This is a genomic window from uncultured Bradyrhizobium sp. (assembly GCF_936928535.1).
Taxonomy (GTDB): Bacteria; Pseudomonadota; Alphaproteobacteria; order Rhizobiales; family Xanthobacteraceae; genus Bradyrhizobium.
The window spans coordinates 1-26,462 of record NZ_CAKZHY010000108.1; the positions used below are offsets into that span (position 1 = coordinate 1).

The 26,462-nt window shown below is 64.2% G+C and carries 26 protein-coding genes; 15 read left to right on the forward strand and 11 right to left on the reverse strand.

All coding sequences use genetic code 11. From position 1 onward, the window contains the following. Window positions 1-22 precede the first annotated feature (22 nt). From Q0687_RS22940 to Q0687_RS22955, 4 genes are all read left to right on the forward strand, one after another. Window positions 23-1,153, forward strand: a complete 1,131-nt coding sequence (locus Q0687_RS22940) for a sugar ABC transporter substrate-binding protein (protein WP_298881741.1) — start codon at window positions 23-25, stop codon at window positions 1,151-1,153. A gap of 65 nt (window positions 1,154-1,218) precedes the next feature. Further along, window positions 1,219-2,766, forward strand: coding sequence for a sugar ABC transporter ATP-binding protein (locus tag Q0687_RS22945; RefSeq protein WP_298881743.1), 1,548 nt, complete (start codon window positions 1,219-1,221; stop codon window positions 2,764-2,766). Continuing rightward, a complete protein-coding gene (locus tag Q0687_RS22950) occupies window positions 2,759-3,871 on the forward strand; it encodes an ABC transporter permease (RefSeq protein WP_298881746.1) in 1,113 nt (370 codons plus the stop codon). The genes Q0687_RS22945 and Q0687_RS22950 overlap by 8 nt, the downstream gene beginning before the upstream one ends. Continuing rightward, window positions 3,868-4,827, forward strand: a complete 960-nt coding sequence (locus Q0687_RS22955) for an ABC transporter permease (RefSeq protein WP_298881748.1) — start codon at window positions 3,868-3,870, stop codon at window positions 4,825-4,827. Before Q0687_RS22950 ends, Q0687_RS22955 begins: the two co-directional genes overlap by 4 nt. Before the next feature lie 26 nt (window positions 4,828-4,853). Here Q0687_RS22955 and Q0687_RS22960 read toward each other — a convergent pair whose 3' ends face one another. Next, window positions 4,854-6,242: a PLP-dependent aminotransferase family protein gene (locus tag Q0687_RS22960; protein ID WP_298881751.1), complete on the reverse strand. Its 1,389-nt coding sequence runs from the start codon at window positions 6,240-6,242 to the stop codon at window positions 4,854-4,856. A 330-nt stretch (window positions 6,243-6,572) separates the two neighbouring features. Here Q0687_RS22960 and Q0687_RS22965 point away from each other — a divergent pair, with 330 nt between their 5' ends. The 8 genes from Q0687_RS22965 to Q0687_RS23000 are packed head-to-tail and all read left to right on the forward strand — an operon-like array spanning window position 6,573 to window position 13,510. Then, window positions 6,573-7,055 (forward strand): MSMEG_0572/Sll0783 family nitrogen starvation response protein, encoded by a 483-nt coding sequence (locus Q0687_RS22965; protein WP_027526573.1) that lies wholly within the window; start codon window positions 6,573-6,575, stop codon window positions 7,053-7,055. A 51-nt stretch (window positions 7,056-7,106) separates the two neighbouring features. Next, window positions 7,107-8,162, forward strand: coding sequence for a Nit6803 family nitrilase (locus tag Q0687_RS22970; RefSeq protein WP_298881762.1), 1,056 nt, complete (start codon window positions 7,107-7,109; stop codon window positions 8,160-8,162). Beyond that, entirely contained in the window at window positions 8,089-9,207 is a 1,119-nt protein-coding gene (locus Q0687_RS22975; RefSeq protein WP_298881765.1) for an MSMEG_0568 family radical SAM protein, read from the forward strand. Before Q0687_RS22970 ends, Q0687_RS22975 begins: the two co-directional genes overlap by 74 nt. Continuing rightward, on the forward strand, window positions 9,204-9,752 hold the full coding sequence (locus tag Q0687_RS22980) for an MSMEG_0567/Sll0786 family nitrogen starvation N-acetyltransferase (protein WP_298881768.1): 549 nt from the start codon (window positions 9,204-9,206) through the stop codon (window positions 9,750-9,752). Before Q0687_RS22975 ends, Q0687_RS22980 begins: the two co-directional genes overlap by 4 nt. Beyond that, complete coding sequence (locus Q0687_RS22985; protein WP_298881769.1) at window positions 9,752-10,750, forward strand: sll0787 family AIR synthase-like protein; 999 nt, start codon at window positions 9,752-9,754, stop codon at window positions 10,748-10,750. The genes Q0687_RS22980 and Q0687_RS22985 overlap by 1 nt, the downstream gene beginning before the upstream one ends. Continuing rightward, window positions 10,747-11,913: an MSMEG_0565 family glycosyltransferase gene (locus Q0687_RS22990; protein ID WP_298881770.1), complete on the forward strand. Its 1,167-nt coding sequence runs from the start codon at window positions 10,747-10,749 to the stop codon at window positions 11,911-11,913. The genes Q0687_RS22985 and Q0687_RS22990 overlap by 4 nt, the downstream gene beginning before the upstream one ends. Next, complete coding sequence (locus tag Q0687_RS22995) at window positions 11,906-12,193, forward strand: MSMEG_0570 family nitrogen starvation response protein (protein WP_298881772.1); 288 nt, start codon at window positions 11,906-11,908, stop codon at window positions 12,191-12,193. The genes Q0687_RS22990 and Q0687_RS22995 overlap by 8 nt, the downstream gene beginning before the upstream one ends. A 12-nt stretch (window positions 12,194-12,205) precedes the next feature. Beyond that, window positions 12,206-13,510 (forward strand): MSMEG_0569 family flavin-dependent oxidoreductase, encoded by a 1,305-nt coding sequence (locus Q0687_RS23000; RefSeq protein WP_298881773.1) that lies wholly within the window; start codon window positions 12,206-12,208, stop codon window positions 13,508-13,510. A 14-nt stretch (window positions 13,511-13,524) separates the two neighbouring features. On the opposite strand, the gene Q0687_RS23005 is transcribed toward Q0687_RS23000, so the two are convergent. From Q0687_RS23005 to Q0687_RS23045, 9 genes are all read right to left on the reverse strand, one after another. Continuing rightward, the gene (locus Q0687_RS23005) at window positions 13,525-14,427 is read right to left on the reverse strand and encodes an SMP-30/gluconolactonase/LRE family protein (RefSeq protein ID WP_298881775.1); all 903 of its coding nucleotides are present in this window, start codon (window positions 14,425-14,427) and stop codon (window positions 13,525-13,527) included. A 161-nt stretch (window positions 14,428-14,588) separates the two neighbouring features. Then, the gene (locus Q0687_RS23010; protein ID WP_298881777.1) at window positions 14,589-15,827 is read right to left on the reverse strand and encodes an ABC transporter substrate-binding protein; all 1,239 of its coding nucleotides are present in this window, start codon (window positions 15,825-15,827) and stop codon (window positions 14,589-14,591) included. A 36-nt stretch (window positions 15,828-15,863) separates the two neighbouring features. After that, a complete protein-coding gene (locus Q0687_RS23015; protein ID WP_298881781.1) occupies window positions 15,864-17,345 on the reverse strand; it encodes an ATP-binding cassette domain-containing protein in 1,482 nt (493 codons plus the stop codon). Beyond that, window positions 17,345-18,271 (reverse strand): branched-chain amino acid ABC transporter permease, encoded by a 927-nt coding sequence (locus Q0687_RS23020; protein ID WP_298881783.1) that lies wholly within the window; start codon window positions 18,269-18,271, stop codon window positions 17,345-17,347. Before Q0687_RS23020 ends, Q0687_RS23015 begins: the two co-directional genes overlap by 1 nt. 1 nt (window position 18,272) lies before the next feature. Continuing rightward, window positions 18,273-19,148 (reverse strand): branched-chain amino acid ABC transporter permease, encoded by an 876-nt coding sequence (locus Q0687_RS23025; RefSeq protein ID WP_298881786.1) that lies wholly within the window; start codon window positions 19,146-19,148, stop codon window positions 18,273-18,275. A gap of 109 nt (window positions 19,149-19,257) precedes the next feature. After that, window positions 19,258-20,502, reverse strand: coding sequence for an ABC transporter substrate-binding protein (locus tag Q0687_RS23030; RefSeq protein ID WP_298881788.1), 1,245 nt, complete (start codon window positions 20,500-20,502; stop codon window positions 19,258-19,260). 262 nt (window positions 20,503-20,764) lie between these two features. After that, window positions 20,765-21,868 carry an FAD-dependent oxidoreductase gene (locus Q0687_RS23035; RefSeq protein ID WP_298881791.1) on the reverse strand — a complete coding sequence of 368 codons (1,104 nt, stop codon included), beginning with the start codon at window positions 21,866-21,868 and terminating at the stop codon, window positions 20,765-20,767. A 40-nt stretch (window positions 21,869-21,908) separates the two neighbouring features. Next, the gene (locus tag Q0687_RS23040; RefSeq protein ID WP_298881793.1) at window positions 21,909-23,027 is read right to left on the reverse strand and encodes a D-alanine--D-alanine ligase family protein; all 1,119 of its coding nucleotides are present in this window, start codon (window positions 23,025-23,027) and stop codon (window positions 21,909-21,911) included. Then, entirely contained in the window at window positions 22,961-23,158 is a 198-nt protein-coding gene (locus Q0687_RS23045) for a hypothetical protein (protein ID WP_298881795.1), read from the reverse strand. Before Q0687_RS23045 ends, Q0687_RS23040 begins: the two co-directional genes overlap by 67 nt. 249 nt (window positions 23,159-23,407) lie before the next feature. Between Q0687_RS23045 and Q0687_RS35865 the strand changes: the two genes are divergently transcribed. Both Q0687_RS35865 and Q0687_RS23050 read left to right on the forward strand, forming a co-directional pair. Beyond that, window positions 23,408-23,848: a hypothetical protein gene (locus Q0687_RS35865; RefSeq protein ID WP_363323981.1), complete on the forward strand. Its 441-nt coding sequence runs from the start codon at window positions 23,408-23,410 to the stop codon at window positions 23,846-23,848. Continuing rightward, the gene (locus Q0687_RS23050; RefSeq protein ID WP_363323982.1) at window positions 23,769-24,557 is read left to right on the forward strand and encodes a hypothetical protein; all 789 of its coding nucleotides are present in this window, start codon (window positions 23,769-23,771) and stop codon (window positions 24,555-24,557) included. The genes Q0687_RS35865 and Q0687_RS23050 overlap by 80 nt, the downstream gene beginning before the upstream one ends. Before the next feature lie 63 nt (window positions 24,558-24,620). On the opposite strand, the gene Q0687_RS23055 is transcribed toward Q0687_RS23050, so the two are convergent. Beyond that, window positions 24,621-25,823 (reverse strand): SMP-30/gluconolactonase/LRE family protein, encoded by a 1,203-nt coding sequence (locus tag Q0687_RS23055; RefSeq protein ID WP_298881796.1) that lies wholly within the window; start codon window positions 25,821-25,823, stop codon window positions 24,621-24,623. Between the two features lie 244 nt (window positions 25,824-26,067). Here Q0687_RS23055 and Q0687_RS23060 point away from each other — a divergent pair, with 244 nt between their 5' ends. Next, window positions 26,068-26,385, forward strand: coding sequence for a hypothetical protein (locus Q0687_RS23060; protein ID WP_298881798.1), 318 nt, complete (start codon window positions 26,068-26,070; stop codon window positions 26,383-26,385). Window positions 26,386-26,462 lie beyond the last annotated feature (77 nt).

The window sequence follows — 26,462 nt, forward strand, 5'->3', positions numbered from 1 at the left end:
ACAAAAGCTCAGGAGAAGAGATATGGTGTGGACGCTTCGTTTTACGGGGCTCGCTTGCGTTGGCCTGTTGCTGTCCTCGGTCAGCGCGCTCGCAGGACCAAAGGTCGTGTCCGGTCCGGGTGCCGATCCCGCATGCTTCAAGCCCTGGTCTGCTCAAACCAAGTTCTTCCAGTGGGACAAGAAGCCCGGTCCCTACAAGATCGCCCTCGTCAACGGCTTCGTCGGCAACACCTGGCGCATCCAGATGGTGAAGACCGCAAAGGCCTTCGCCGCGCAGCCGGGCATCAAGGAGAACATCAAGGAGTTCAAGGTCGTCTCGACCGGCACCGATGTTGCAGCGCAACTCGGCGCGATGGAGGACTTCATCAACCAGGGCTTTGACGCCATCGTCACCATCGCGGTCGCCCCTGACGGCTTCGACCGCATCATCCGCCTCGCCGACAAGAACAACGTCGTCGTGGTCCCCTTCGACAACGTCCTCGACACCGACAAGGTGATGATGGTCAACGAGGACCAGAAGGAAATGGGCCGCATGTCGGCGAAGTGGCTGATGGATGAGAGCGGCAAGAAGGGCGGCGACATCCTCGAGGTTCGCGGCCTGCCGGGCAATTCGGTCGATCGTGATCGCCATCTCGGCTTCCGCGAGGTGATGGAAGCGCCGGGCAACAGCTTCAAGATCACGGAAGTGGTCGGCAATTGGGACACCGGCACCTCGCAGAAGGTGACGGCGGACGCGCTCGCCGTGCACGGCCATTTCGATGGCGTATTCACGCAAGGCGGCTCCGACGGCACCGTGCAGGCCATGATGGCGGCCAAGCACCCCTTCGTGCCGATGTCCGGCGAGGGCGAGAACGAGTACCGCAAGCAGATCGCCGATCACGCCAAGGACGGGCTGAAGGGCATGTCCTACGGCCAGTCTCCGGCGCTTGTCGCGATCGCCACCAAGGCGGCGATCTCGGCGCTGCAGGGCAACGTCATGCCGCAGCTGATCTCGATCCCGATCCCGGTTGCGACCTACAAGGACCTCAAGCCCGGCACGAATTACTGGCCGGACCTCAACGCCAACTTCTTCGCGCCGAACCAGTTCACGCCCTGCGGCGTCAACTTCACGGCGCCGGAGATCATGTCGCAGAGCGAAAAGAACACCCAGTGAGTCTACTGGAGACGTCACGGTTGCGGCCCGGCTCTTGCCGGGCCGCCGCTGCGTGAGCCCCTGATATGTCCGATGCCGTCCTGACCCAACCTGCCTTCCTCACGCTATCAGGAATTTCCAAGCGTTACGCCGGCGTGCGCGCGCTCGAAGGCGTCGATTTCGCCTGCGAGCGCGGCAAGATCCATGCGGTGCTGGGTGAGAACGGCGCCGGCAAGTCGACGCTGATCAAGATCATCTCCGGTGTCGTGCAACCCGACTCCGGCAGCATGCGCCTTGCCGGACGGGACGTCAGCTTTGCGACGCCGTCCGCCGCCAACGCCGCGGGCGTCGTCTGTATCTTCCAGGAATTGTCGTTGATGCCCGACCTCTCGGTCGCGGACAACATCTCGATCGCCTCGCCGCCGCGCCGCTTCGGCCTCATCGATGCGCGGGCGCAGCGCCGCCGTGCCGAACAGCTGCTCGCCGAGATCGGCTGCGAGGACGTCAATCCCCTGATGCGCGTGCGCGACCTGCCGTTGTCGCGCCGCCAGGTGGTGGAGATCGCCAAGGCACTCGGCAAGAAACCGCAGCTCCTGATCCTGGACGAAGCCACGTCCGCGCTCACCAGCGCCGACGTCGAGAAGGTGTACGCGATGCTGGCGCGGCTCAAGGCCGAAGGCGTTGCCATTCTCTACATCTCGCACCGGATGCACGAGGTCGAGGCGCTGGCCGACCGTGCCTCCGTGTTTCGCAACGGCCGCCATATCGAGACCTTCGACAAGGGCAAGCGCTCGACCGCCGATATCGTTCAGCTCATGATCGGCCGCGACATCGCGACCCAATATCCGCCCAAGCCGGCGCGGGCAACGCCGAAGCCGGTGCTTGATATCGAGAATCTGAGCTGGGATCGGCACCTCGATCGCATCTCGCTGCGCGTGGGCGCGGGCGAGATCGTAGGTCTCGGCGGGCTCGACGGCCAGGGCCAGAAATCCCTGCTGCTGGCGCTGTTCGGCGTGCTGCGCGGCGTCACCGGACGGGTAACCGTCGAAGGCCGCGAGGTGCGGCCGGCGTCTCCGGCGGCGGCGAAGTCGGTCGGCATCGCGCTGGTGCCGGAGGATCGCAAGACCGAAGGCCTGATGCTGCCGATGTCCATCGCGGACAATCTGGTGATCGCCTCGCTCGGCGCGATCTCGACCGGCCCTCTGGTCGACCGCGCGCGCGAGAACGAGGTGATCAAGCGCGCCATCGCGCGGCTGCAGATCAAGATCGGTGCGCCCGGCGATGCGGTCTCCACGCTGTCGGGCGGCAACCAGCAGAAGGTCGTTCTCGCCAAATGGCTGATGACCGATCCCAAGCTCATCCTGCTCAACGATCCCACGCGCGGCATCGATGTCGGCACCAAGCAGGAGCTTTACCGCCTGATGCGCGAGCTCGCCGATCAGGGCGCTGCCATCCTGTTCTACTCGACCGACTATGACGAACTCATTGGCTGCTGCGATCGGGTGGCGATCATGTATGACGGGCGCATCGTGCGCGAGCTCGAAGGTGACGCGCTCACCGAGACCAACATCATTGCCAGCGCACTGAACATCGACGCCGCGACGCAGGACGCTCCCGGAGCCGCCCATGCTTGACGATATCGCCATCAGGCTTCGTCAGAACGTCGGTATCGTCACCGCCGTCCTGCTGTTCTTCATCCTTTATCTGCTCTACAATTTTGCCCACCCCAAGGGCTTCTCGTCGGCGGTTCTGGTTCAGAACGGCGACGAGATCTTTGCGCTCGCCATGCTGGCGATGGCCCAGACCGTGCCGGTGCTGGCATCGGGGCTGGATCTCTCCGTGGGCGCCGTCATGACCATGGTGGGGTGTTTTGCAAGCTATCTGCTTACGGGAGCGGCGGGCGGCACTCCGCTGCACCTGGACATTTTCGGCCTGCAATTCGGCCTCGGCACCTTCCCCGGCGGGGTCGGCGGCATCCTGCTCGGGACCGTTATCTGCCTCGCGACCGGGGCACTGGCCGGCTTCATCAACGGCTGCGTCGTCGTCTATGGGCGCATCCAGCCGATCATCGCGACGCTCGCGACGGGCGCGGTTTATATCGGCATCGCGCTGTTCCTGCGGCCGACGCCGGGCGGCAAGATCGACGAGGATCTCAACTGGGCGCTGACCAACTCGCTCGGGGATTTCGCCGCAACTGTCCATATTTTCGATGACGGTGCCGCAGGCTGGTTTGCGCCAGTCGCCTGGATCCCGGTGCCGTTCGTGTTGCTGATCCTGGTCGCGCTCTTGGTCTGGGTACCGTTCCGCCGCTCCGTGCTCGGCCGCGCCGTCTATGCGGTCGGGTCGGCTGAGGGCGCCGCTTACATGTCGGGCCTGCCGATCGAGCGCGCCAAGATCGCAGCCTTCACGCTCGCCGGCTTCTTTGCCGGCTGTGGCGGTCTGTTCCTCGCCATCCAGACCTCATCGGGCAACGCCGACATCCCGCAGGCCGGCGCCTACACGCTCAACTCCATCGCCTCCGTCGTCATCGGCGGCACTTCGCTGCTCGGCGGCACCGGCAGTGCGATCGGCTCGATCTTCGGCGCCATGGTGCTGCGCGTCATCTCGTTCTTCTTCCGCATCTTCGACATCGCACCGCTGTTGCAGCCGCTGTTCGAAGGCCTGATTCTGCTGGCCGCCGTCAGCATCGGCGCGCTCGGCGTGCTGCGCGTCAAGAATACGCTGGAGCTGTTTCGATGACGACTGCGTCCCTCGGGCTCTCCCGCGACGACCGCCCGATCCTGATCGCGGCCTTGTTCATCCTCGTCATCCTGGTGGCGGGCACGGTCTATACCTTTGCCCGTTTCGGCAGCGCGCCGCTGTTGTCGCCGACCTATCTGTTGCAGCAGCTGCAGATCGGCGCCTTTCTCGGGATCGTCGCCGCCGGCATGATGATGGTGATCCTGATCGCGCAGATCGACCTGTCGGTGCCGTGGACGCTCGCCGCCGCTGCGATGATGGCGACGTCGATCGGCGGGCCGCTCGCCATTCCGGTCGGGCTCGCCGTTGGCGTCGTGGTCGGTCTCATCAACGGCATCGGGGTCGCGTATCTGCGCGTGCCCTCGATGATCTTCACCCTCGGCGTCAACGCGGTGATGCGCGGCCTGATGGTCGCACATACCGGCGGCTACGCCCCGCAGACCGCCGCCACCGATCTGATGCGGATGCTTGCCGGCGATCGCACGTTCGGCATCCCCAACGCTCTGTTCGTCTGGGCTGCCGTGTCGGTGATCGTTGCCATCATGCTTCAGCGCACGGCGCTCGGCCGCTACGTCTATGCGATCGGCAACAAGGAGGCGGCCGCGTATCTCGCCGGCGTCGACACCCGCCGCATCACCGTGATCTGCTTCGTCCTCTGCGGCCTTGCAGCCGCGCTCGCCGGCGTGCTGCTCGCCGGCTACTCCACCAAGGCCTATCAGGGCATGGGGGATGCCTATCTGCTGCCGTCGATCGCAGCTGTGGTGATCGGCGGCACCAACATCCTGGGCGGCCGCGGCCGCTATTTGGGGACGCTGATCGGCGTCGTGTTGATCGTGCTGCTCAACAGCGTGCTATCGATCATGGACATGCCCGAGGCCGGCCGCCAGGTGATCTACGGCCTCGTCATCATCTTCATGCTGCTGGTCTACGGCCGCGGCGAACGGGTCACGAGCTGACCTCGTTCTATCCTGTTCCTGCCGGATCAGAGAAACGGCGACGCCAAGGCCGGCGTTTCGACCAGCGCGTGAGCGGCGTATTCGAGCGCTCCCCTGATCTGCGTTCGCGTTGATGGGCCGCCGATGCATATTCTCACGGCCTCGGGAGGCGGGTCACTCACTACAAAGGCGTCGCTTGCGACGACACCGATGCCGGTCTGCCGCATATGCTCGACGAAAGCCGAGCGCCTCCAGGGTGTGGGCAGCTCGACCCACAGGTTGAAGCTGAGGGGATCCCCGCGATAAGACCCCTTCGGCAGGATCTCGGCGGCGAGCTTCTGCCGCGCCGACGTCTCGGCGCGGATGAACCGCAGCATCGTGTCCGCGGTGCCGTCCTCAATCCAGCGCGTCGCGATCGCCACGGTGAGAGGGGATGCCATCACGGTCGCAGACCGAAGCGCCGAGGCAAACGGCCAGGCCGAGCGCGTGTCGGGCACCACGACGTAAGCGGTGCGCAAGCCTGCCCCGATGCATTTTGCCAGTCCTGCGACGTGCCATGTCAGATCGGGCGCGATCGCGGCGAAGGGCGCGTGGCCGTGGCCGTGCTCGGGAATGAAGCCGTAGGCGTCATCCTCGATGATAGGCAGCTTGAAGCGTCGCGCGATCGCGACGATCTCGCGCCGTCGCGAGTCAGGAATCGTCAGCGTTGTCGGATTCTGCAGCGTCGGATTGAGGTAGATCGCCTTGGGCTTCAGCTTCTTGCAGGCATCGGTCAACGCCTGCGGCTCAATGCCATCCGCATCCATCGGCAGGCCGACGAGATTGATGCCCAGTTGCGCAGCGATCGACCTGATCCCGGGATAGGTGATGGCCTCGCACAGCACCACCTCGCCAGACTTCGCAAGGATCGAGAGGATGCCCAGCAGCGCCGGATGGGCCCCCGGCGACACGAAGATGCGGTTCTGCGCCGGCACCAATGCACGGCGGCCGAGCCAGCTCGAGGCGGCATCCTTGTCGGCCTGAGTGCCGCCAAAGCCCTGATAGCGCAGCAGCGATGCGATGTCGCGCAGCACATGTTCGGCGCCGGCCTGCATGCGCTCGATCAATTCAGGATCATCGGGCTCGGGCGGCAGGTTCATCGACAGGTCGACGGGGCGGGGCGGAAAGCTCGTTGCCGAGCGCCGCGGTCGCGGCTTGTCGCGAACGAAGGTTCCCTGTCCGACCTTGGATTCGATCAGCCCGCGCTTCTGCGCCTCGACATAGCCGCGCGCGACGGTGGTGAAATCCACGTCGAGCCGCTTGGCCAGTTTGCGCTGTGGCGGCAGGCGGTCGCCGATCACAAGCCGCCCGGCGGCGATGTCGTCGGCGATGGCGTCCGCGATGGCGAGATAACGCGGTTTGTCGCTATTCGAAAGATCGGGTCGCCAGTCGGCCATTGCCAGGTTCCAAGACTACGTCAGCACAATTGACTGTATATTGTTGCAAGGTGTGAGGCAATCGTATTGCTCGCATTGATCGCCTTGGAGAGGCAGCGTAGCCGAGGGCGTTGCACACCGATCGTGCGCGCTGCACAGTATTTTTAAGGCACTATTTTTCGAGCATTGCGCGAGCATATCTTAATCCAGTCAGGTCTCCATTCAACATTGAATGCATAAATGAATGTAAATTGAATGGTGTGATGATTTGTAGTGCAGAACGTCGCTTGGCACATTGATTGCAAAACCTGATCTCGATCCGGGAGGGCCGGACGTGAACAGGAGGTGTCTATGCCAGCAGTGAACATGCCCGCGCGTCAGAAGGGCGACTTTCTTGTCGACTACGAGGAGAAGGTTTTCGAGGACGTCAAAGCAAAGCCGGGTGAGAAGGCGCTGGTCACCTTCCACACCGTCGCATTCGAGGGCTCGATCGGCCTCGTCAATATTCTCCAGGCGCTGCGCCTGAAGCGGAAGGGCTTCGAGACGTCGGTTCTGCTTTACGGTCCCGGTGTCACGCTCGGCATTCAGCGCGGCTTTCCGAAGATCGGCGACGAGGCCTTCCCCGGCGCGCAGAACTTCAACAACCAGCTCGCCAAATTCATGGACGAAGGCGGCAAGGTCTATGCCTGCCGGTTCGCGCTGCAGGCGCTCTACGGTCATGGCGAGCCGTCGCTGATTCCGGGCATCCGACCGATCAATCCGCTCGATGTGCTCGACCTCATCCTGCTTCACCGCAGGGACGACGCGTTCATGATCCACACCTGGACCGTCTGATCTGGACCGTCTGACCTCGATTGGCTCGCGCGACGGACGAGGGAGAGCACAGTGACAGCGAAACGTACGATCAGGGCCGGCGCGATTCAGATCGCGCCCGACCTGGACACGCCGACCGGAACGCTCGACCGGATCCTGGCGGCCATCGCGGAGGCGGCGGCCAAGGGAGTCCAGTTCGCCGTTTTTCCGGAGACGTTCGTTCCCTGGTACCCGTACTTCTCCTTTGTCCGTCCGCCGGTCCTGAGCGGCGCCGAGCATATCCAGCTCTACGACAATGCCGTCGTCGTGCCCGGTCCCGTGACGGACGCGGTCGCGCAAGCGGCGAAGCGCCATGGCATGGTGGTGGTGCTCGGCGTCAACGAGCGCGATCACGGCTCGCTCTACAACACGCAACTCGTGTTCGATGCGAACGGCGCGCTCGTCCTGACGCGCCGCAAGATCACGCCGACGTTTCACGAGCGCATGATCTGGGGGCAGGGCGATGGCGCCGGCCTGAAGGTGGTCGAGACCGCGGTCGGCCGCGTCGGCGCGCTGGCCTGCTGGGAACATTATAACCCGCTCGCCCGCTACGCGCTGATGGCCCAGCATGAAGAGATCCACGCCGCCCAATTTCCGGGTTCGCTGGTCGGACAGGTCTTTGCCGACCAGATCGAGGTGACGATCCGGCATCATGCGCTGGAAAGCGGATGCTTCGTCGTCAACGCCACCGGCTGGCTGACCGAGGAGCAGATCGCCAAGATCTCGCCGGAGGAAGGCCCGCGCAAGGGCCTGCGCGGCGGCTGCATGACCGCGATCATCTCTCCGGAAGGCAACCATCTGGTGCCGCCGCTGACCAGCGGCGAGGGCATCCTGGTCGCCGATCTCGATCTTGCACTGATCACCAAGCGCAAGCGGATGATGGACTCGGTCGGCCATTACGCAAGACCGGAGCTGCTGTCGCTGGTGCTGAACGACCGACCGGCGCGCCCCATGCACGGTCTTCACCCCAACCACCTCACGTCCATTGCGAAAGACCCATCAGATGAGACCGCAGATGCCGCAACCCCAGGCGATCCCGACCGAGCAGCTGATCAACGAGTTGCAATCCTTCGGGGTCCGGCTCGCTGATCCCAAGACCGGTGGAACGAGCCGCCGCGGTGGTGCGGGTCCCTCAGATCACACGCCATTCACGATCGACGGCGCGACCGTGATGATTCCGATCCACAACGCGCCCGCCTTCGAGAGCCCCTACCTCGTCGAGCGCCCCGATGAAGCCGGGCGCAGCCGCATCTCGCGCGACGGGGTGGTGCTGGCCGACGTCTCGTTTCCGTTGCGACCCAAATTCTACGACCGCACCACCGCGGACGGCGTTCCTTATTCGAAGATCGCGACCCTGCACGGGCGTGACGTCCTCGCCACCACCGTGCTGCAGACCTGCATTCGCTACCAGAGCCGCACCAAGACCTGCCAGTTCTGCGCCATTGGGCAGTCGCTGGCGGCCGGGCGCACGGTCGAACGCAAGACGCCGGCCCAGCTCGCCGAAGTCGCCAGGGCCGCCGTCGAGCTCGATGGTGTCAAGCACATGGTGATGACGACAGGCACGCCGCACACATCCGACCGCGGCGCCGGCACCCTTGCGGAGAGTGCAGAGGCCGTGAAAGCCGCCGTCGATCTGCCGATCCAGGCGCAATGCGAGCCGCCGGATGATTTTGCCTGGTTCCAGCGCATGAAGAGTTCAGGCGTCGATGCGCTCGGCATGCATCTGGAAGTCATCGGGTCAAATGTGCGGCGAAGGATCATGCCCGGCAAGGCGCAGGTCGAGGTCGAGCAATACATGGACGCGTTCGCTGCGGCTGTCCCGGTGTTCGGCCGCGGCCAGGTCTCGACCTACATCCTCGCGGGCCTCGGCGACGAGCCTTCAGAGATCCTCGCGCTCTCGCGCCGGCTGATCGATCTCGGCGTCTATCCGTTCGTGGTGCCGTTCGTGCCGATTGCCGGCACGCCGCTGGAGAGCCATCCGACGCCGTCTCCGGCGTTCATGCACGAGATCCTGCGTCCGCTCGCCGAGATGCTGCGCGCGGGCGGCTTGCGTGCCACCGACATCAAGGCAGGCTGCGGCAAATGCGGCGCCTGCTCGGCACTATCAACCTATGAACGCGGAGCCAGCGCATGATGTTCGAGCCGTTCAAGCCCTTCGTCGCGCCGGAATTCCAGGTGAAGTTCGCAACCGAAGCCTGGGAGCGAGACGCCGCCGCAGCGTTGCGCCGCAGGGTCTTTTGCGAGGAACAGGGCGTGTTTGCGACCGATGATCGCGATGCGATCGACGATGTCGCCATTCCGCTCGTTGCGGTGTCGCTGCTCGGCGTGGCCGAGGATGAAGTCGTCGGCACCGTGCGCATTCACGCCGACGATCACGAGGCCGATGTGTGGTGGGGCTCGCGCCTCGCCGTCGAAAAGGGCTATCGCCGGCTCAGCGCGGTCGGCGCCGGCCTGATCCGGCTCGCCGTGTCGTCCGCGCACGCGCGCGGCTGCCGGCGCTTCCTTGCCAATGTGCAGAGTCAGAACGCGCTGCTGTTCCAGCACATGCATTGGCGTTCGCTCGGCGAGTTCGAGCTTCATGGCCGGCCGCACCATCGCATGGAGGCCGATCTCGACCACTACCCGCCGTTCCGGACGCCTGAAACCGGCTTCCTCTCCCTTGCCAAGCTGGCAGCCTGATGATGCTGACGGACGCCGCACTCGCAAGCCTCGCCGAAACGCTCCGCCAAAGCCGCGGCATCGCGGCCAAGGCCGACATCGCCACTGTGGCGGCCGCGCTCGACCTGTCGGGTAGCGACGCCATCGCGGTGGGGGACGACTGCGCGGCGATTCCGGAGGGAGACGGCTATACCCTGTTCGCGATCGAAGGTTTTATGAACGAGTTCGTCGCCGCCGACCCCTGGTTCGCGGGCTGGTGCGGCGCCATGGTCAACATTTCCGACGTTGTAGCGATGGGCGGACGGCCAACCGCTCTTGTTAATGCGATCTGGTCCAATGGAACTGATAAGGCCGCGCCCATTCTCGAAGGATTGAAAGCTGCCGCGAAGACATTCGGCGTGCCCGTCATCGGCGGTCACACCAATGTGCGCAGCAACCAGAGCCAGTTTGCCGCAGCGATTCTCGGTCGCGCCAAGCGGCTGCTCACGAGCTTCGACGCCACGCCAGGGGACAAGCTCATCGCGGCGATCGATCTGCGCGGCCGCTATCGCGAGCCGTTCGCGAATTGGGAGGCGGCGACCGACGCGCCGGCAGAACGGTTGCGCGGCGATCTGGAGATCCTGCCATCGATCGCCGAGAGCGGGCTCGCGCTTGCAGCCAAGGACATCAGCCAGGGCGGCATTGTCGGGACCGCGGCGATGCTGGCCGAGTGCTCGCAGGTCGCCATCACGTTGGACGTCGAGGCGATTCCAATTCCCGCCAGCGCGCCGCTGGACCGCTGGCTGCTGACGTTCCCGAGCTTCGGCTATCTGCTATCGGCGAAACCCGAAGACGTCGACGAGATCCTGTCGCGCTTCCAGCGACGCGGCATCGCGGTGGCCGCGGTCGGAGACGTCAGCGCCGGGACACGCGTCGATATCAGCGCCGGCTTCGCGCGCGCAACGGTCTGGGACTTCGCGGGGCAGCCCTTGATTGGTTGCGCGCCAGGTCAGGGCGACCGGCAGCGGAGCGTGGCATGAGCGGCCGCTCGCTCCCGCTTCGCGTCGCGATCCTCACGCACTCGACAAATCCACGAGGCGGCGTGGTGCACGCGCTCGCGCTTGCGGACGCCCTTGCGGAACTCGGACATAGACCGGTCGTGCATGCACCCGACCCCGCAGGCAAGGGCTTCTTCCGTCGCAGCGTGGCGGCGACACGCTCCGTGCCGGCGTCGCCCGCGTTAGGCAACGTCGTCGCGATGGTCGAAGCGCGCATCGCGGACTATGTCAGGTTTTTCGAGGACGGGGCCAACAGGCAGTACGACGTCTTTCATGCCCAGGACGGCATCTCCGGCAACGCGCTCGCGACGCTGAAGCAGCGCGGCCTGATTCAGCGTTATGCCCGCACCGTTCATCACATCGACGCATTCCCGGACGCACGGCTCTGCGAGCTTGACCGCCGCTCGATTGTTCATGCCGACGGCCTGTTCGTGGTCAGCCGGTTCTGGCAGCGCCACCTGGAGGCGGAGATGGCCCGCCCGGCGATGCTGGTCGGCAATGGCGTCGACACCGTGCGATACTCGCCCAATGCTACTCCTGGCGATCAAATGTTGCGTGCCCGGCTCGGGCTTCGCGCAGGCCCGATCCTGCTCTCGATCGGCGGCGTCGAGCAGCGCAAGAATACGCTCGGTGTCCTCGAGGCCTTCCGGCAGGTGAACGCCGTGCACCGGTCCGCGCAGCTCGTCATCGCCGGCGGCGCTTCTCTCCTTGACCATGACTTGTATCGACAACAGTTCAAGTCGCGGCTGCGCGACGCGGGACTGCCGGCCGAGGCCGTGATCGAGACCGGTCCGCTGGCGGACGCGGACATGCCGTCGCTGTTTCGTCTGGCCGATGTCCTGATGTTCCCGTCCTTGCGCGAAGGCTTTGGCCTGGCTGTGCTGGAGGCGATGGCCAGCGGCGTGCCGGCGGTGGTCTCGCACATCGCGCCTTTCACGGAATATCTCGGCCCTGATGATGTCGCCTGGTGCGATCCGTATCACGTCGGCTCGATCGCGGATGCCGCCCTTAGCGCGCTCGCCGAGCCCCTGCGCTCGCGCCTGATCGCCGATGGCGCCAGGGTCGCCCGGCGCCATGCCTGGAGCCGCACCGCCATGGCTCACATGCCGGCCTATCAAGCAATGCGCGAGGTGCATTATGCCTGAGATGCATTTCCACGTGCGTTGGCCCGATGAGCGGATCGAGGCCTGCTATTCGCCCTCGCTTGTCATCAAGGATCATTTCGTTCCGGGCACGACCTATGCGCTCGCCGATTTCCGCGAGCGCAGCCGCGCCGCGCTGACGATCGCGGCCGAGCGCGTCCGCGAGAAGTACGGCTTTCTCTGCTCGCGCGCGCTCGGGCAACTCGCCCGGATCGAAGCCGCCGCCACGCAGTTCGAGGCCACGCCCGGCGCGTCCGTCACCATCGTCTCGTTCGAAGAATAGCAGGAGCTGATCATGTCCGACCTTCAAACCCACTATCCGGTCGTTGTGATCGGCGGCGGCCAGGCCGGCCTTGCGATGAGTGCGCAACTCAAGACGCGTGGCATCGCCCATGTCGTGCTGGAGAAGAACACCATTGCCCATTCCTGGAAGACGCAGCGTTGGGACGCGTTCTGCCTGGTGACACCGAACTGGCAGTGCCAGCTTCCGGGATTTCGTTATGCCGGCAGCGATCCGCATGGCTTCATGCTGCGCGAGGAGATTGTCACCTACATTGAGGATTTTGCCAGGCACATCGGTGCGCCGGTTCGCGAGGGCGTCGCCGTCACGCGTCTCAGTCAATCCAGTCGCGGCTTCATACTCCAGACAACCGCAGGCGAGATCGCTGCCGATCGCGTCGTGCTTGCCGTCAGCGGATATCACGTTCCGAAAGTGCTGCCGTTTGCCGACCGGCTCGATCCGTCGATCACGCAGATCCACTCTTCGGCTTATCGCAACCCGGATCAGCTGCCGCCGGGCGAGGTCTTGGTGGTGGGAAGCGGGCAATCGGGCTGCCAGATCGCGGAGGATCTGCACCTCGCCGGCCGCAAGGTGCATCTAGCCGTCGGCAGCGCGCCGCGGTGCCCGCGCTTCTATCGCGGTCGCGACGCCGTCGACTGGCTCGACGATCTCGGCCAGTACGACTTGCCAGTCGACAAGCACTCGTTGAAAGAAGGCGTCCGCAAGAACGCCAACCACTATTTGACCGGACGGGATGGCGGCCGCGACATCGACCTGCGCAAATTCGCGCTCGAAGGCATGAGGCTCTACGGCCGCCTCAAAGATGGCCGCGCGACGCGCCTGCAGCTTGGCGATGATCTCCAGGTCAATCTCGACAATGCCGATAAAGTCTACAATGGCATCTGCCGGTTGATCGACGACCACATCGCGAAGAACAGGATTGCAGCGCCTGTGACGCCTCACTATGAGCCGGTATGGTCACCCACTGCAGTGCCCACCGAGCTCGATCTCGCAGCGAGCGGCGTCAGCAGTATTGTCTGGACGACCGGATTCCGGTCCGACTGGTCCTGGGTCGACCTGCCGATGTTCGACGGCACCGGCTATCCAACCCACAAGCGAGGCGTCACCTCGGTGGAGGGCGCCTATGTTGTCGGCCTGCCGTGGCTCTACACCTGGGGCTCCGGCCGGTTCGTCGGTATCGGGCGTGATACAGAGTTCGTCGCAGACCACATTGAGGAGCGATCGAGCGCATCGCAGGCCGACACCCATCGGTCCGGCCTGCGCGAGATCGCGCAGTTTGCAGCAAGCGAGGCCGTGTAGCCTCGCGCCGCCCCTCAAACCGCCGCCCGTGTGTTGAGATAGATCGAATAGAGAGACGTCTGGCCGCAGATGTAGAGACGGTTGCGGCGTGGGCCGCCGAAGCAGACGTTTGCGACGATTTCGCCGATCGGGACCGTGCCGATGTGGGCCCCGTCAGGTGCGTAACAGAACACGCTGCGGCCCGCCGAGGTCCAGATATTGCCGTGGATGTCGACGCGGAAACCGTCATAGAGCCCGTCCGGGCATGTCGCAAACAGCGAGGCTTCCCCGACCGTCTGTCCTGTCACCTCGTAGGACCAGATGGTCGGCGGCAGCCCGCGCACATGCGTCGCGCCGGTGTCGGCGACGTAGAGCCTGGTTTCGTCAGGCGAGAAGGCCAGCCCATTGGGTTGGACCCGGTCGGACACGACGCGCGTGATGGCACCTGAGCTGGCGTCGATCCGATAGACGTTGGAGGCGCCGATCTCGGACGGGCTTTGTTGGCCCTCATAGTCGCTGTCGATGCCGTAGGTTGGATCGGAGAACCAGATCGAATTGTCCGACTTGACCACGACGTCGTTGGGCGAATTCAGCCGGCGGCCCTCGAACGCGTCAGCCAGCACGGTGATCGAGCCGTCATGCTCGGTCCTGCTCACGCGCCGCATGAAATGCTCGCAAGTGACCAGACGACCCTGGCGATCAGTGGTGTTGCCGTTGGAATTAAAGCTCGGCGAGCGGAACACCGACACCGATCCGTCGGTCTCGTCGAACCGCATCATTCTGTTATTCGGGATATCGGACCAGATGAGGTAGCGCCCGGCCGGAAAATAGGCAGGGCCCTCGGCCCAGCGGCATTCGCCGTTGGTCAGCTTCTCGAGATTGACATGGCCGAAGACCAGCCGATCGAAGCGAGGGTCGTGCGTGACATAGGGGAGCATGCGTCCTCCTTGATGAGCCGCAGGTTCTTGAGGGGGCCTGCGTGCGGTCATTAGTTTGATCGACGCTGAAAATTTTTCAAGCTGGCTTCGCCTTAAGGGTCCAAAAGTGAAATGCCCGGGAGGCCCCGAGCATCGCGCATCTGATCTGGCGTTGGGGGCTGTTACTGCGACAGTTTCACGAAGTTCGGAAACTTCAGCTTGCCTTCCGCGATCTTCTCCGGCCAGACCACGACCTGCTTCTCGTCCTGCCACTGGAACACCAGACCGGTCACGAAGCCGGGGCCGGACTTGATGCCGTGGGTGAACTCGTCGTCCTTGCCGTAAAACGCAATCTTGCCGATTGTGCCTTCGTAGTCGGTCTTCTCAAGCTCGGTGACCATCTTGTCCGGGTCGGTCGATCCCGCGCGCTTGATCGCATCGGTGATCATGTAGACCTCGTCATAGGCGGTGTAGCCGGTATAGGCCGGCGGTGCACCGAACTTGGCCTTGAACGCGGCCGCGAACGGCTTGGTCTTCGGGGTCACGGCGACGTCGGGCGTCGCGACGGCGAGCGAGGGCACGCCGTCGGCGGCGCCGTTGGTGTCCTTCCAGAAGGTCGGGCTCAGCGCCTGCGCGCTGATGCCGAACATCGGGATCGGGACCTGCTGGTTCTTCCACTGCACCGTGGGCTGAACGCCGACATGCGAGATGCCGGTGACGATCACGTCGGGCTTCTTGGCTTCCATATTGTTGAAGATCGGCGTGAAGTCGGTGGTATCAGGGGAGAAGCGCACATGCTCGACGACCTTCAGGCCCGCCTTGGGCAGGCACGCCTCGTAGCCGACATCGAGCGGCTTGGTCCAGGCGGCGTCCTCGCTCATGATCGCGACGGTCTTCATGTGCATCTTGTCGACCAGGAGGTCCTTGGCGGCGTCGCAGACGAGCTGCGCCTGGGCGGCCGAGGTCAGATAACCGTGGAAGGTGTACTTGTTCTTCTCGTAGTCGTTATGGATCGCCTTGGTGATCTCGTTCGAGGCGGCGCCGGGCGTGATCAGCGGCATCTTCAGCCGTGCGGCCCAGGGCTCGAGCGCCAGCACGACCTCTGAGATGTAGCTCGCGATCACGGCCGAGACTTTGTCCTCGCTGACCGCGCGCTGGAATGCGCGTACGGAATCGGCCGAGGAGCTCTTGTTGTCATAGGTGACGATTTCGATCTTGCGGCCGAGGATGCCGCCCTTGGCGTTGATCTCGTCGGCGGCGATCTGGGCGCCGCCGGGCGTCGCCGCGCCCGCGATCGACTGAACCTCGGCAATGACGCCGATCTTGATCGGGTCGTTCGACTGCGCATAGGCGGGCGCGGCAAGGCACAGCGCGAGCGCGGAGGTGAAGAGGGCGGAGCCGAGAGCCGTCGAGGATCGCATGGTCGTTTCCCTTTCGTTTTTTGTTGATACGCGAACTCAAAGAAAATCGGCGCCGGCCTCGCTTGCGAAGCGGCCGGGATCACCTTCCCAGACGATCCGGGCGTGCTCCAGCACGTAGACGCGGTCGGCATGCGGCAATGCGAAGGTCACATTCTGCTCGCCCAGCAGCACCGTGATCGAGGTGGTCTGTCGCAGCCGCGTCAGCGCCTTGGAGAGCAGCTCGAGAATGACGGGAGCAAGGCCCAGCGTCGGCTCGTCCAGGATCAGGATCTGGGGCTGCATCATCAAGGCGCGGCCGATCGCGAGCATCTGCTGCTCGCCGCCGGAGAGCGTCTGCGCCATCTGGCCTTGGCGTTCCTTCAGGATCGGGAACAGTTCGAACAGCCAGGCGAGCTGCTTCGCCCTCGCGTCGTCGTCGAGGTGCTGGCCGCCGAGATCGAGGTTTTCCCGCACCGTCATCTCGCCGAACAGCTCGCGCGATTCCGGGCACTGCACGAGGCCGGTGCGGGCGATCTTCGCAGGAGTCGTGCCGCGTAGCTTCTCGCCGCCGCGGATGATCTCGCCGGTGTAGGGCAGGAAGCCGGAGATGGTGTTGAACAGCGTGGTCTTGCCGGCACCATTGAGGCCCACGATCGAGACGAACTCGCCCTCATGGATGTGGATCGAGACGTTCTCCAGCGCCTGCGCCTTGCCGTAATGCACGCTGACATTCTCGACCTGGAGCAGCGGCACCTTGTCCTTGAAGCTGGTCTCGGGCCGCGCATGGGTCTCGATGGCGCCGCCCAGATAGACCCGGCGTACGGTCTCGTTTCGCATGACCTCATCGGCTTTGCCGGTGACGATCTCCTCGCCGAGATACATGGCGAGCACGCGGTCGACGAGCGCGGCGACGCTCTTGACGTTGTGATCGACCAGCATCACCGCGCGGCCCTCATCGCGAAAGCTGCGGATCAGGTCTGAGAAGACCTCGACCTCGGCGCGGGTTAGGCCGGCGAAAGGCTCGTCGACCAGCACCACTTTGGGATCACGCGCGATCGCCTTCGCAAGCTCGAGCCTCCGCAAATCGGCAAAGGGCAGCGTCGGCGGGCGGCGGTTCATGACGCTGCCGAGGCCAACGCGGTCGGCGATCCATTTGGCACGCTCGACCAGGGCCTTGTCGGGAAACAGCATGAACAGGCTGTCCGGCAGCAGCGCCACCATGATGTTCTCCAGCACGGTCTGCCGGTTCAGCGGCCGCGAGTGCTGGAACACCATGCCGAAGCCTTTTCGCGCGATCTTGTGAGCGGGAAGACCCGCGACATTCTCGCCCTCGAACACGACGTCGCCCGCGGTCGGGCGCTCGATGCCCATCACGCTCTTCATGGCCGTGGATTTGCCTGAGCCGTTCGGTCCGATCAGGCCGAAGATCTCGCCGCCTTTGACGTCGAAGCCGAGGTTCTTCACTGCGGTCAGCCCGCCAAAGCGCTTGGTCAGGCCGCGGACTTCGAGCACGGGCCGGTTGGAAAGCCTCTGATCCATTACGAGCGAGCCTCGCGCGAGAGGGCCGCCCCTAAGAAGCCGCCGGGGAAGAACAGCACGACGAGCAGCGCCACCGCCGAGACGATGAAGGTCGCAAGCTCGCCTGTGGGGCGCAAGAACTCGCCGGCGACGATCAGGAAGATCGCGCCCAGCGCCGCGCCCAGCACGGTGCGCCTTCCGCCGAGTACGGCCGAGACGATCACGTTGACGCCGACAGCGACGTCGACGACGGTGCCGACCGAGGCGGTGCCGAAGTAGAACACCAATAGCGCGCCTGACAGCCCGGAGAAGAAGGCGCTGACGATGAAGGCCGCGAGCTTGTGCTTGACGATGTTGAAGCCGAGCGCGCCGGCCTGAACCGGATCTTGGCCGCTGGCTTGCAGCACGAGGCCGACGGGCGATTGCGACAGGCCGTAGAGGATCGCGGCCGAAATTGTCATGAACGCGAGTGCGATCCAGTAATTGGCGCCGGCATTGATGGTGATGACGTCGGGGATGGTGAGACCGATCTCGCCGCCGGTGAGATCAGCGAACACGACAATGAAGTTCTGCAGCATCAACACCGCGACCAGCGTGGTCAGGCCGAAATAGGGGCCGCGCACGCGCAGCGCCGGCAGCGCCAGCACCAGGCCTGCGATCACGGAGGCGAGCGCGCCCAGCACGATGCAGAGATAGACCGACCAGCCGAACTGGGCGTTGAGGATGCCGGCGGTGTAGGCGCCGACGCCAATCAGGAAGGTCGGACCGAAATTCACTTCGCCTGCGAAGCCGAACAGGAGGTCCCAGGCCATCGCGAACACGCCGAAATAGAACGCGACGGTCAAGAGGCCCAGCACATAGCCGGAGACGTAAAGCGGCAGCGTCGCCGCGATGATGACGAGCGCCAGCGAGATGAAGAACAAGCGCGAGGTGAAGAAACCAGCCATCTCAGCGCCTCCCCAGAAGGCCCTGGGGCCGGATGTACATCACGAACACGAGCAGCAAGAGCGCCGGAATGGTGCGGTAGGCCGGCGAGACCAGATAGGCCGTGAGCGTCTCGAGGTAGCCGACCACGAAGGCCGCGATCAGCGAGCCGGAGACACTGCCAAGGCCGCCGAGCACCACGATTGAGAACGCGCTCGCGGTCAGCGGTCCGACGCTGTAGGAGCTGACGCCTAGGAACATGCCGAGCAGCACGCCCGCGATGCCGGCGAGAATGCCGTAGATGGCCCAGACCACGATGTAGATGTTGGTGAGCTCGAGCCCGAGCAGGGTGACGCCGCGCGGGTTCATCGAGGCCGCCAGCACCGCCTTGCCGGTGCGGGTGCGATTGACCAGCAGCCACAACAGACCGATCACGAGGCAGCACACGATCGCCGTAAAAATCTCGTTCTTGGGTGTGCGCACACCGAGGATGTCGACCACGCCTTCGACGATCGGCAGCACGGTCTTGGCGTTGTTGGTGAAGAAATAGGCGATCAGCTCCTGGATCATGATGCCCCAGAGCAGCGTTCCCGTCAGGACGAAGATCTCCTTCTCCTCATTCGGGATGCGCCGCGAATCCTGGATCGGCTTCACGACTGCGAAGTAAGTGAGGAAAGCGGTGAGGAGGGCGACGCCGACGCCAATCAGTGCGCCGGCATAGGTGCCGACACCCAATATGCTCGCGGCGGCCCAGGCCGCTACTGCCGCCGCCACCATGATGGCGCCGTGCGAGAGGTTCAGCACGCCGGAGACGCCGAAGATCAGTGTGAAGCCGGTGGCACCAAGAGCGTAGAGGGCGCTGATGGCAAAGCCATCGATCAGAATCTGGAAAGCTCGCATTGAAGAATGGCAATCCGGTCTATGGGCTGGCAGTCAGGCTGCTGCTCTAGGGAAAGGTGCAGCGCCGCAAGTGGAAGCTCCCGGGAGATGGTCCCGGGAGCGGTTCCTGTCAGTTGCTGAGCTTGATGAAGCTCGGGAACTTGATGTCGACCTTGGCGACGTCCTTGGGCCAGACGGCGCTCTGCTTGCCGTCCTGCCATTGCAGCATCAGCCCGGTGATCAGGCCCTTGCCGTATTTGATCGAATGCGTGAACGGATCTTCCTTGCCGTAGAACTGGACGCGGCCGATCGTGCCTTCCCAGTCGGTTTTCTCCAGCGCATCGACAAGCTTGTCGGCATCGGTCGAGCCGGCCCGCTTGACGGCGTCGGCGATGTAATAGACCTCGTCATAGGCGGTGTAGCCGGCATAGGACGGGTAGTTGCCGAACTTCTTCTTGAAGTTCTCCGCGAACGGCACCGACTTCGGCGTCACCGCGACGCCGGGCCCCGAGACGCCCTGATAGAGCACGCCTTCAGCGGCCTGGTTGGTGTCCTTGCCGAAGGTCTCGTTCGTGGCCTGCGAGGAGATGCCGAACATCGGGATCGGCACCTGCTGGTTCTTCCACTGCACCGTCGGCTGCACGCCGACATGGGAGATGCCGGTGATGATCACGTCGGGCTTGGCGCCCTCGATCTTGTTGAAGATCGGGGTGAAGTCGGTCGTGTCAGGCGAGAAGCGGATGTGATCGAGCACCTTCAGCCCGATCTTGGGCAGGCACTCCTCGTAGCCGACATCGAGCGGCTTGGTCCAGGCGGCGTCCTCGCTCATGATGACCGCAGTCTTCATGTGCATCTTGTCGACGAGCAGGTCCTTGGCGCCGTCGCAGACCGAGAGTGCCAATGCCGCGGAAGTCAGGTAGCCGTGGAAGGTGTACTTGTTCTTCTCGTAATCGGAGTGGACGCTCTTGCTGATCTCGTTGGAGGCCGCGCCCGGCGTCACGAACGGCGTCTTCAACCGCGACGCCCACGGCTCCAGCGCCAGCACCACTTCGCTGATGTAGCTGGCGATGACGATGTTGACCTTGTCCTCGTTCACCGCGCGTTGGAAGGCGCGCACCGAATCTGCCGAGGAGGAGTGATTGTCGTAGCCGATGATCTCGATCTTGCGGCCGTCGACGCCACCCGCCGCATTGATCTCGTCGGCGGCGAGCTGAGCTGCCTGCGGGATCGATGCGCCGGCAATCGCCTGCGCTTCCGCAATCACGCCGATCTTGATTGGATCGGCAGCAAGTGCCGGACCTGAGGCTGCGAGCAACGCGCCCGCAGCGGCCGCACCAAACGCACTTCGCAATGCACCAGAGAGTGCTCTATTCATTTTGTTCTCTCCCTTGAACCAAGCTTTCTTTGAGCTATTGGGGCCGGACTATAACGGCGCGACAATCCTCGGCAAGTGAAACTGTATTCAGGAGTGTACGATGGGGACTAAAGTCTAGCTGCGCAATTACCGGGCACTACGGCTGTTATTCCGCACGCAGGCATGCAGATTTCGTCGACGGGCATGCATGAGGATTCGAGGCTCGTAGCCCGGATTACGCGTCGCGCCATCCGGCGCTACAAGAAAGAGCAGTCGCCAACCGCTAACGCGCTTGCAGCAGCGATGGGTCGAGCGGTTTGAGCCGCGCAGGATTGAACGGCGCGAGGTTCACGTCGCTTGTAACGCCGTCGGCGATGAGCTGCGCCATGGCCTCGCCGGTCGCCGGCGCATTGAGAATACCCCAGACATTATGTCCGGTTGCGACATAGAGGCCATCGCTGTGCGGGATCCGGCCGATCAGCGGCAAGCCATCCTCGGTCACGGGACGGAAGCAGGCCTGTTGCGCGATGATCTTTTCGGGGCGGAACAGCGGCGAGAGGCGCTCGCACATGGTCTGCAGGCGCGCGATCGCCTTGTGGTCCGGCGTCACCGCCGCCGGATCGAGCGGCAGCGGCGCGATGTCGGAGAGGGCGGTGAGGTGCGCGCTGCCGTCGGCGCGCGGAAAGACTTCGATCGACACAGCGGTGCCATCGCTCTCACACTCCAGGAACAACGCATCCGCCGGCACGTTGGGGCCGATGTCATACACGATGCTCGGGCTGCGCTGGCCATAGACAGCGGGCAGGCTCATCCATTGCGCTGCGAGCAGCGACCACGGTCCCATCGCGATCACGACGGCATCGGCTTCGATCATGCCGCCGTCGACCTCGACGCCCTTCGCCGTCGTGCCGTCGGCACCGCGAACGATCCCGGTGACGCGCCCGACGCGAAGCTCGGCGCCACGCGCCAGCGCCGCATTCAACACGGCAGATGTGAACTTGTGAGGATGGACGATCGCGGTCGTGTCGGTCGTGCCGATGCGCTGGCTGATGATCACTCCATCGGCGAGCCAGCTCAGTGCGGATGGTGTGCCCGCTCTCGCATCGCCATCCGGGGTAACAAAGCCCGCATAGGCGTTCATCGGGCGATAGCCCCAATCGCCCGCGATCTCCTCGGGCAGTTGTGCGTGAAGGGTGAAGCTGCGCCGCGCCAACGCATCGAGCGGCGTGCCCGCACACCAGTCGCGCGCCAGAAAGCCGCCGGCCTTGCCGGAGGCCGCGGCCGCAACTTCGGTCCGTTCGACGACGATGACGTCGACGCCATGGCGGCGGAGGAAGTAAGCGGTGCAGGCCCCGATCACGCCGCCGCCGCAGATCACAACGCGCATGGCCTATTTCCCGACGTCAGCCTGATGTTGCGAAGACAACCTAGCTCGAATAGCCGCGTTCCAGCGCATGACGCTGCTGATAGCGGTCCAGCGCCAGATGAACGAGGCGCGTCAGCAACTCGCCATACGGCACCCCGGAGGCTTCCATCATCTTCGGATACATGCTGATCGACGTGAAGCCGGGCAGGGTGTTGATCTCGTTGAAGCAGAATTCGCCGGTTTTCCGGTCGAGGAAGAAATCGACGCGCGCAAGGTCGCTGCATTCGAGCGCCGCGAACACCTGCACCGCCAGCGCGCGCACCCGCGCCATCTGGGTTGCATCGAGCCTTGCCGGAAGATCGACGCGGGCGCCGTCAGGGTCGAGATATTTGGCCTCGTAGGAATAGAATTCGTGCTGGGCATTGGGGTTGAGTTCGCTGGCGACGCTCGCAAACAGCGTCTCCCCCTCGAGCACGGCGACCTCGATCTCGCGGGCGTCGATGCCCTGCTCGACCAGCACCTTGAGATCGTAGCGAAACGCATCGTCGAGTGCGGGCCCAAGCGCATCTGAGCTCTTGACCTTGTGAATGCCGACACTGGAGCCCATGTTGCATGGCTTGACGAACACCGGGAGCGTCAAGCCCTCCATCGCCTTCGCAAGAGATGCGGCGCGATCGGCAACGTAGGCCTTGCGGGTGAGCACGCGATAGGGCGCAACCGGCACGCCGGCGAGTTCAGCCAGTCGCTTGGCGACGTCCTTGTCCATGCTGACGGCGGAGGCGAGCACGCCCGAGCCGACATAGGCGACGTCGGCCAGCTCGAAAACGCCCTGCACGGCGCCATCCTCGCATAGCGGGCCATGCATCACCGGAAACACGACGTCGATCGCGATCGGATCAGTCGCGCCTTCGACAACAGGCAGCAGAACTCCGCGTCCATCGCCGCCTCTGGCAAGCCGCATCTCGGGCCCACCAGGCAGGATCGGCAGCGAGGTCTGTGCCGGGTCGATCGCAGCAAGATCGTTCCATTGCCACCGCCCCGTCTTGTCGATGGAGACAGGGATCACCTCGAAGCGCGCACGGTCGAGATGCCGGAGCACGGAAGCGGCTGATTTCAGCGAGACCTCGTGCTCGCCGGACCGGCCGCCATAGAGAACCACGACGCGAATTTTGTCTGCCATGGCTCAATTATCACGCGTGATATCGGGAAGTCACGTGCTGCCTGCATGGGCGCGCCGTTGATGTCGGTCAGTGCCTTGCCTGGAAGCCTGGTTGAACCGAGCCGGGTGGGAATGATCACGATCGGACGCATGCAAACCCTTGACGTTGACCACGGGACCCCGCGCGCAAATCCGAGCGACGGCGGAGGCTGTTTGCCATGAACAGGCGTTTCTAAATGTTTCACGCGGTCGTCACAACGGCTGGATACGTTCGGTGTGCAATTTGAAGCCACGGGCGGGGCTTCCTCTCGTTTTCGTAAGCCGACTTGACGCAGGCCAGCTTGATGTTGGTGCCTGTGGAGAGCCGTCTTTTGTCCAAAGCCGCTCTGGGGAGAGTGACCATGACGAGAGTTGGTGAAGGGAAATTGGAAGGCCGCTACGGGAGGCTGCGCGGGGCGGCCTTTCTGGTGCTTGCAGTCTTTCTTGCGATCTGTTCGAGCGGCAGAGCGCAGGCCGACGACGACCGCGACCGGGGAGGCGAGAGCCGCGCTTATGCGATCGGGCTCTGGGGCGATCTGCCGTATTCAGATCTCCAGGCGCAGGTCGGCGTGCCAAACCTGATCGCAGACATGAATGGCCAGAAGCTGGCCTTCACCGTCCATGATGGCGACTTGAAGGCGGGCAGTGGTACGCCTGGGTCGGTGACGCCGACGACCTGCAGCGAAGGGGCTCGGATATTTCAACGCGCTGAATTCGGCCGCGATGTTCACCACCGGCGACAACGACTGGACCGACTGCGATCGCGCAGCGAACGGCTCCTTCTCCTCGCGCGAACGGCTTGACTACGAGCGGAAGATTTTTTTCAGCACCGATTTGTCGCTTGGCCAGCGACCGATCAAGCAACAGGTGCAGCATGACAAGCTGTGCCTCGACCACAACAACCAATTGACAGGCTGCGTCGAGAACCGCCGCTGGATCATGAGGGGCGTGGTTTACGCCACGCTCAACATCCAGGGATCCTGCAACAATCGTTGCGATACATTACCTGACGACGCCGAATGGGCCGCGCGCAACAATGCCAACATCCTCTGGATGCAGCAGACGTTCGACGTCGCGAGAACTTACCGTGCCGCTGCGGTCATGTTCATCTCGCAGGCGGACCCGGGCTGGGATCAGTCGGACGGAACGCGGGCCCCGTTGCGTGACCCGAAGACGCTTGCGGAGACCGACGCCAATCCGGACGGTTTTCAGGCGTTCCTGGTTGCGCTGCGCGATGAGGTGGTCGCATTCGGCAGGCCCGTCGCCTACGTTCACGGCGACTCCCACTACTTCCGGATCGATCGGCCATTCCTCGATGCCAAGGGCCGCCGGCTCGAAAACTTCGTCCGCGTTGAAACCTTCGGCGACAATCAGGCGAACGGCAACAACGACGTGCACTGGTTGAAGGTCTTTGTCGACGACCGCAGCCGCGAGGTGTTCGCGTTCCAGCCGCAGATCGTGCCGGCCAATTGGACCGCCGTGCCGGCGCCTCCGAAGCGTGGCGACGATTGACAAGCGGTGCCGATCCCGGCGCCGGCGGGGTACGCCGGCGCCTGGTCGCATCTCAGTTCCTGCTCAGCCCACCCCGGCGCCCTGCGTCGCCGTGTACACGGCGTAGAGCGACTGGCTCGCGGCCATGAACAGGCGATTGCGCTTCGGTCCACCGAAGGTGATGTTGCCGCAGACTTCGGGCAGGCGAATGCGGCCGAGCAGCTTGCCGTCCGGCGACCACACCGTCACGCCGTTGTAGCCGACCGCGCGGCCGGCATTGCTGGAGGCCCAGACATTGCCATTGACGTCGCAGCGCACGCCGTCCGGCCCGCACTTGATGCCGTCGATCATGAAGTCGCTGAACCTCTTCTGGTTCGATAGCTTGTTGTCGCTGCCGACATCGAACACGAAGACCTCGCCGTTGCCGCCGGCCCCGGTGTCGCCGGGGCCCTTGCCGGTCGAGACGACGTAGAGCTTCTTGTAGTCCGGCGAGAAGCACAGGCCGTTGGGATCGGGCACCTGCTCCTCGGTGACGACGAGATCGACGCGGCCTGAGGGGTCGATGCGATAGCAATTGGTCGGCAGCTCGCGTTTTTTCGGCATAAAGTCGGCCGGCTGCCCGATCCTGGGATTGAGCTTGCCGCCTGAATCGGGCTCGCCTTCATAGAGCTGGCCGCCATAGGGCGGATCGGTGAACCAGTAACTGCCGTCGGGATGGGCGACGACGTCGTTCGGCGAGTTCAGCTTCTTGCCATTGTAGTTGTCGCAGAGGATCGTGGCGGTGCCGTCGTTCTCGTAGCGCGTCACGCGGCGGGTCAGATGCTCGCAGGAGAGCTGGCGGCCCTGGAAGTCGAACGAGTTGCCGTTGCTGTAGTTCGAGGGCGTGCGGAACACGCTGACATGGCCGTCATCCTCGCTCCAGCGCATCTGCCGGTTGTTGGGAATGTCGCTCCACAACAGATAGCGGCCTTGCGCGCTCCACGCCGGACCTTCCGCCCAGAGCACACCGGTATAGAGCCGCTTGATCGACGTGTTGGGCTGCGCGAGATCGTTGAAGGAGGGATCCACGGCGATGATATCGGGGTCCCAGAAATAGGTGGTTGGCGCACCGTGCGGGCCGAAGTCGCGCGGCGGTGTGGTGATCGTCGTCGGCGGGGCGGCAGGGCCGGTCTGGGCCAGCGCCGTGGCGGTTCCCGCCATCGTGGCCGCGGCACCAAGCGCAAGGCCCTGAACCAGCGTCCGTCGTGAAAGCGCAACATCCTGCTCACGCTGCTGTTGGCGTGTCATTCGCGTCCTCCCGGGTCATGTTGACTGGCCGGTTGATCCGGCCGAGCAAGCGCAAGGTTAGTCCGGTCTGCGGCTGGTTGCGAGAGGAAGGTTCGCATCCTCTGCGAGACAATCTGTTGCGACGAGCTGATGCACCGAGGTCGAAACATGGCCGCATTGCGGCCACGTCTGGGCAAGCTGCAATTCGTTATCTCCCTGCAGTTCACCGGAGCGAGCTTTGGATCGTGTCAAGGCTTGACCTCGCATGCGATGCTTCGCAAAAACATGTTGGGGCGAAAGGTCGGAGTTGGTTGTGGGTGTCGTCATACTGATCGTCCTGCTCGGGATTACGTTCGCGGCGGGTTATTTCGTGCGTGATCTGAAGTCTCGCAAACGCCGTGCAGAGGCCCGCCGTTGGAGCGACTATGGCGAGCCCGATTGGCTCAGCGCGGGCCCGCCCGCCAACACCAACGAAGTGACCGCCGCCAATCGGATTGCGGGACCTGTCATCGGCGAGCTCGGTCAGCTTGGTCAGATGCTCGATCGCTGGGAGACCAGGGCCCGCGCGCGTCGGGTGGGATAGCGGACTTGATCTCTAGACCTTCGTAGATGGGGTAACGGGTCCCCTGGGGCCTTCCAACCAAGCCGCGCTAGCTACGG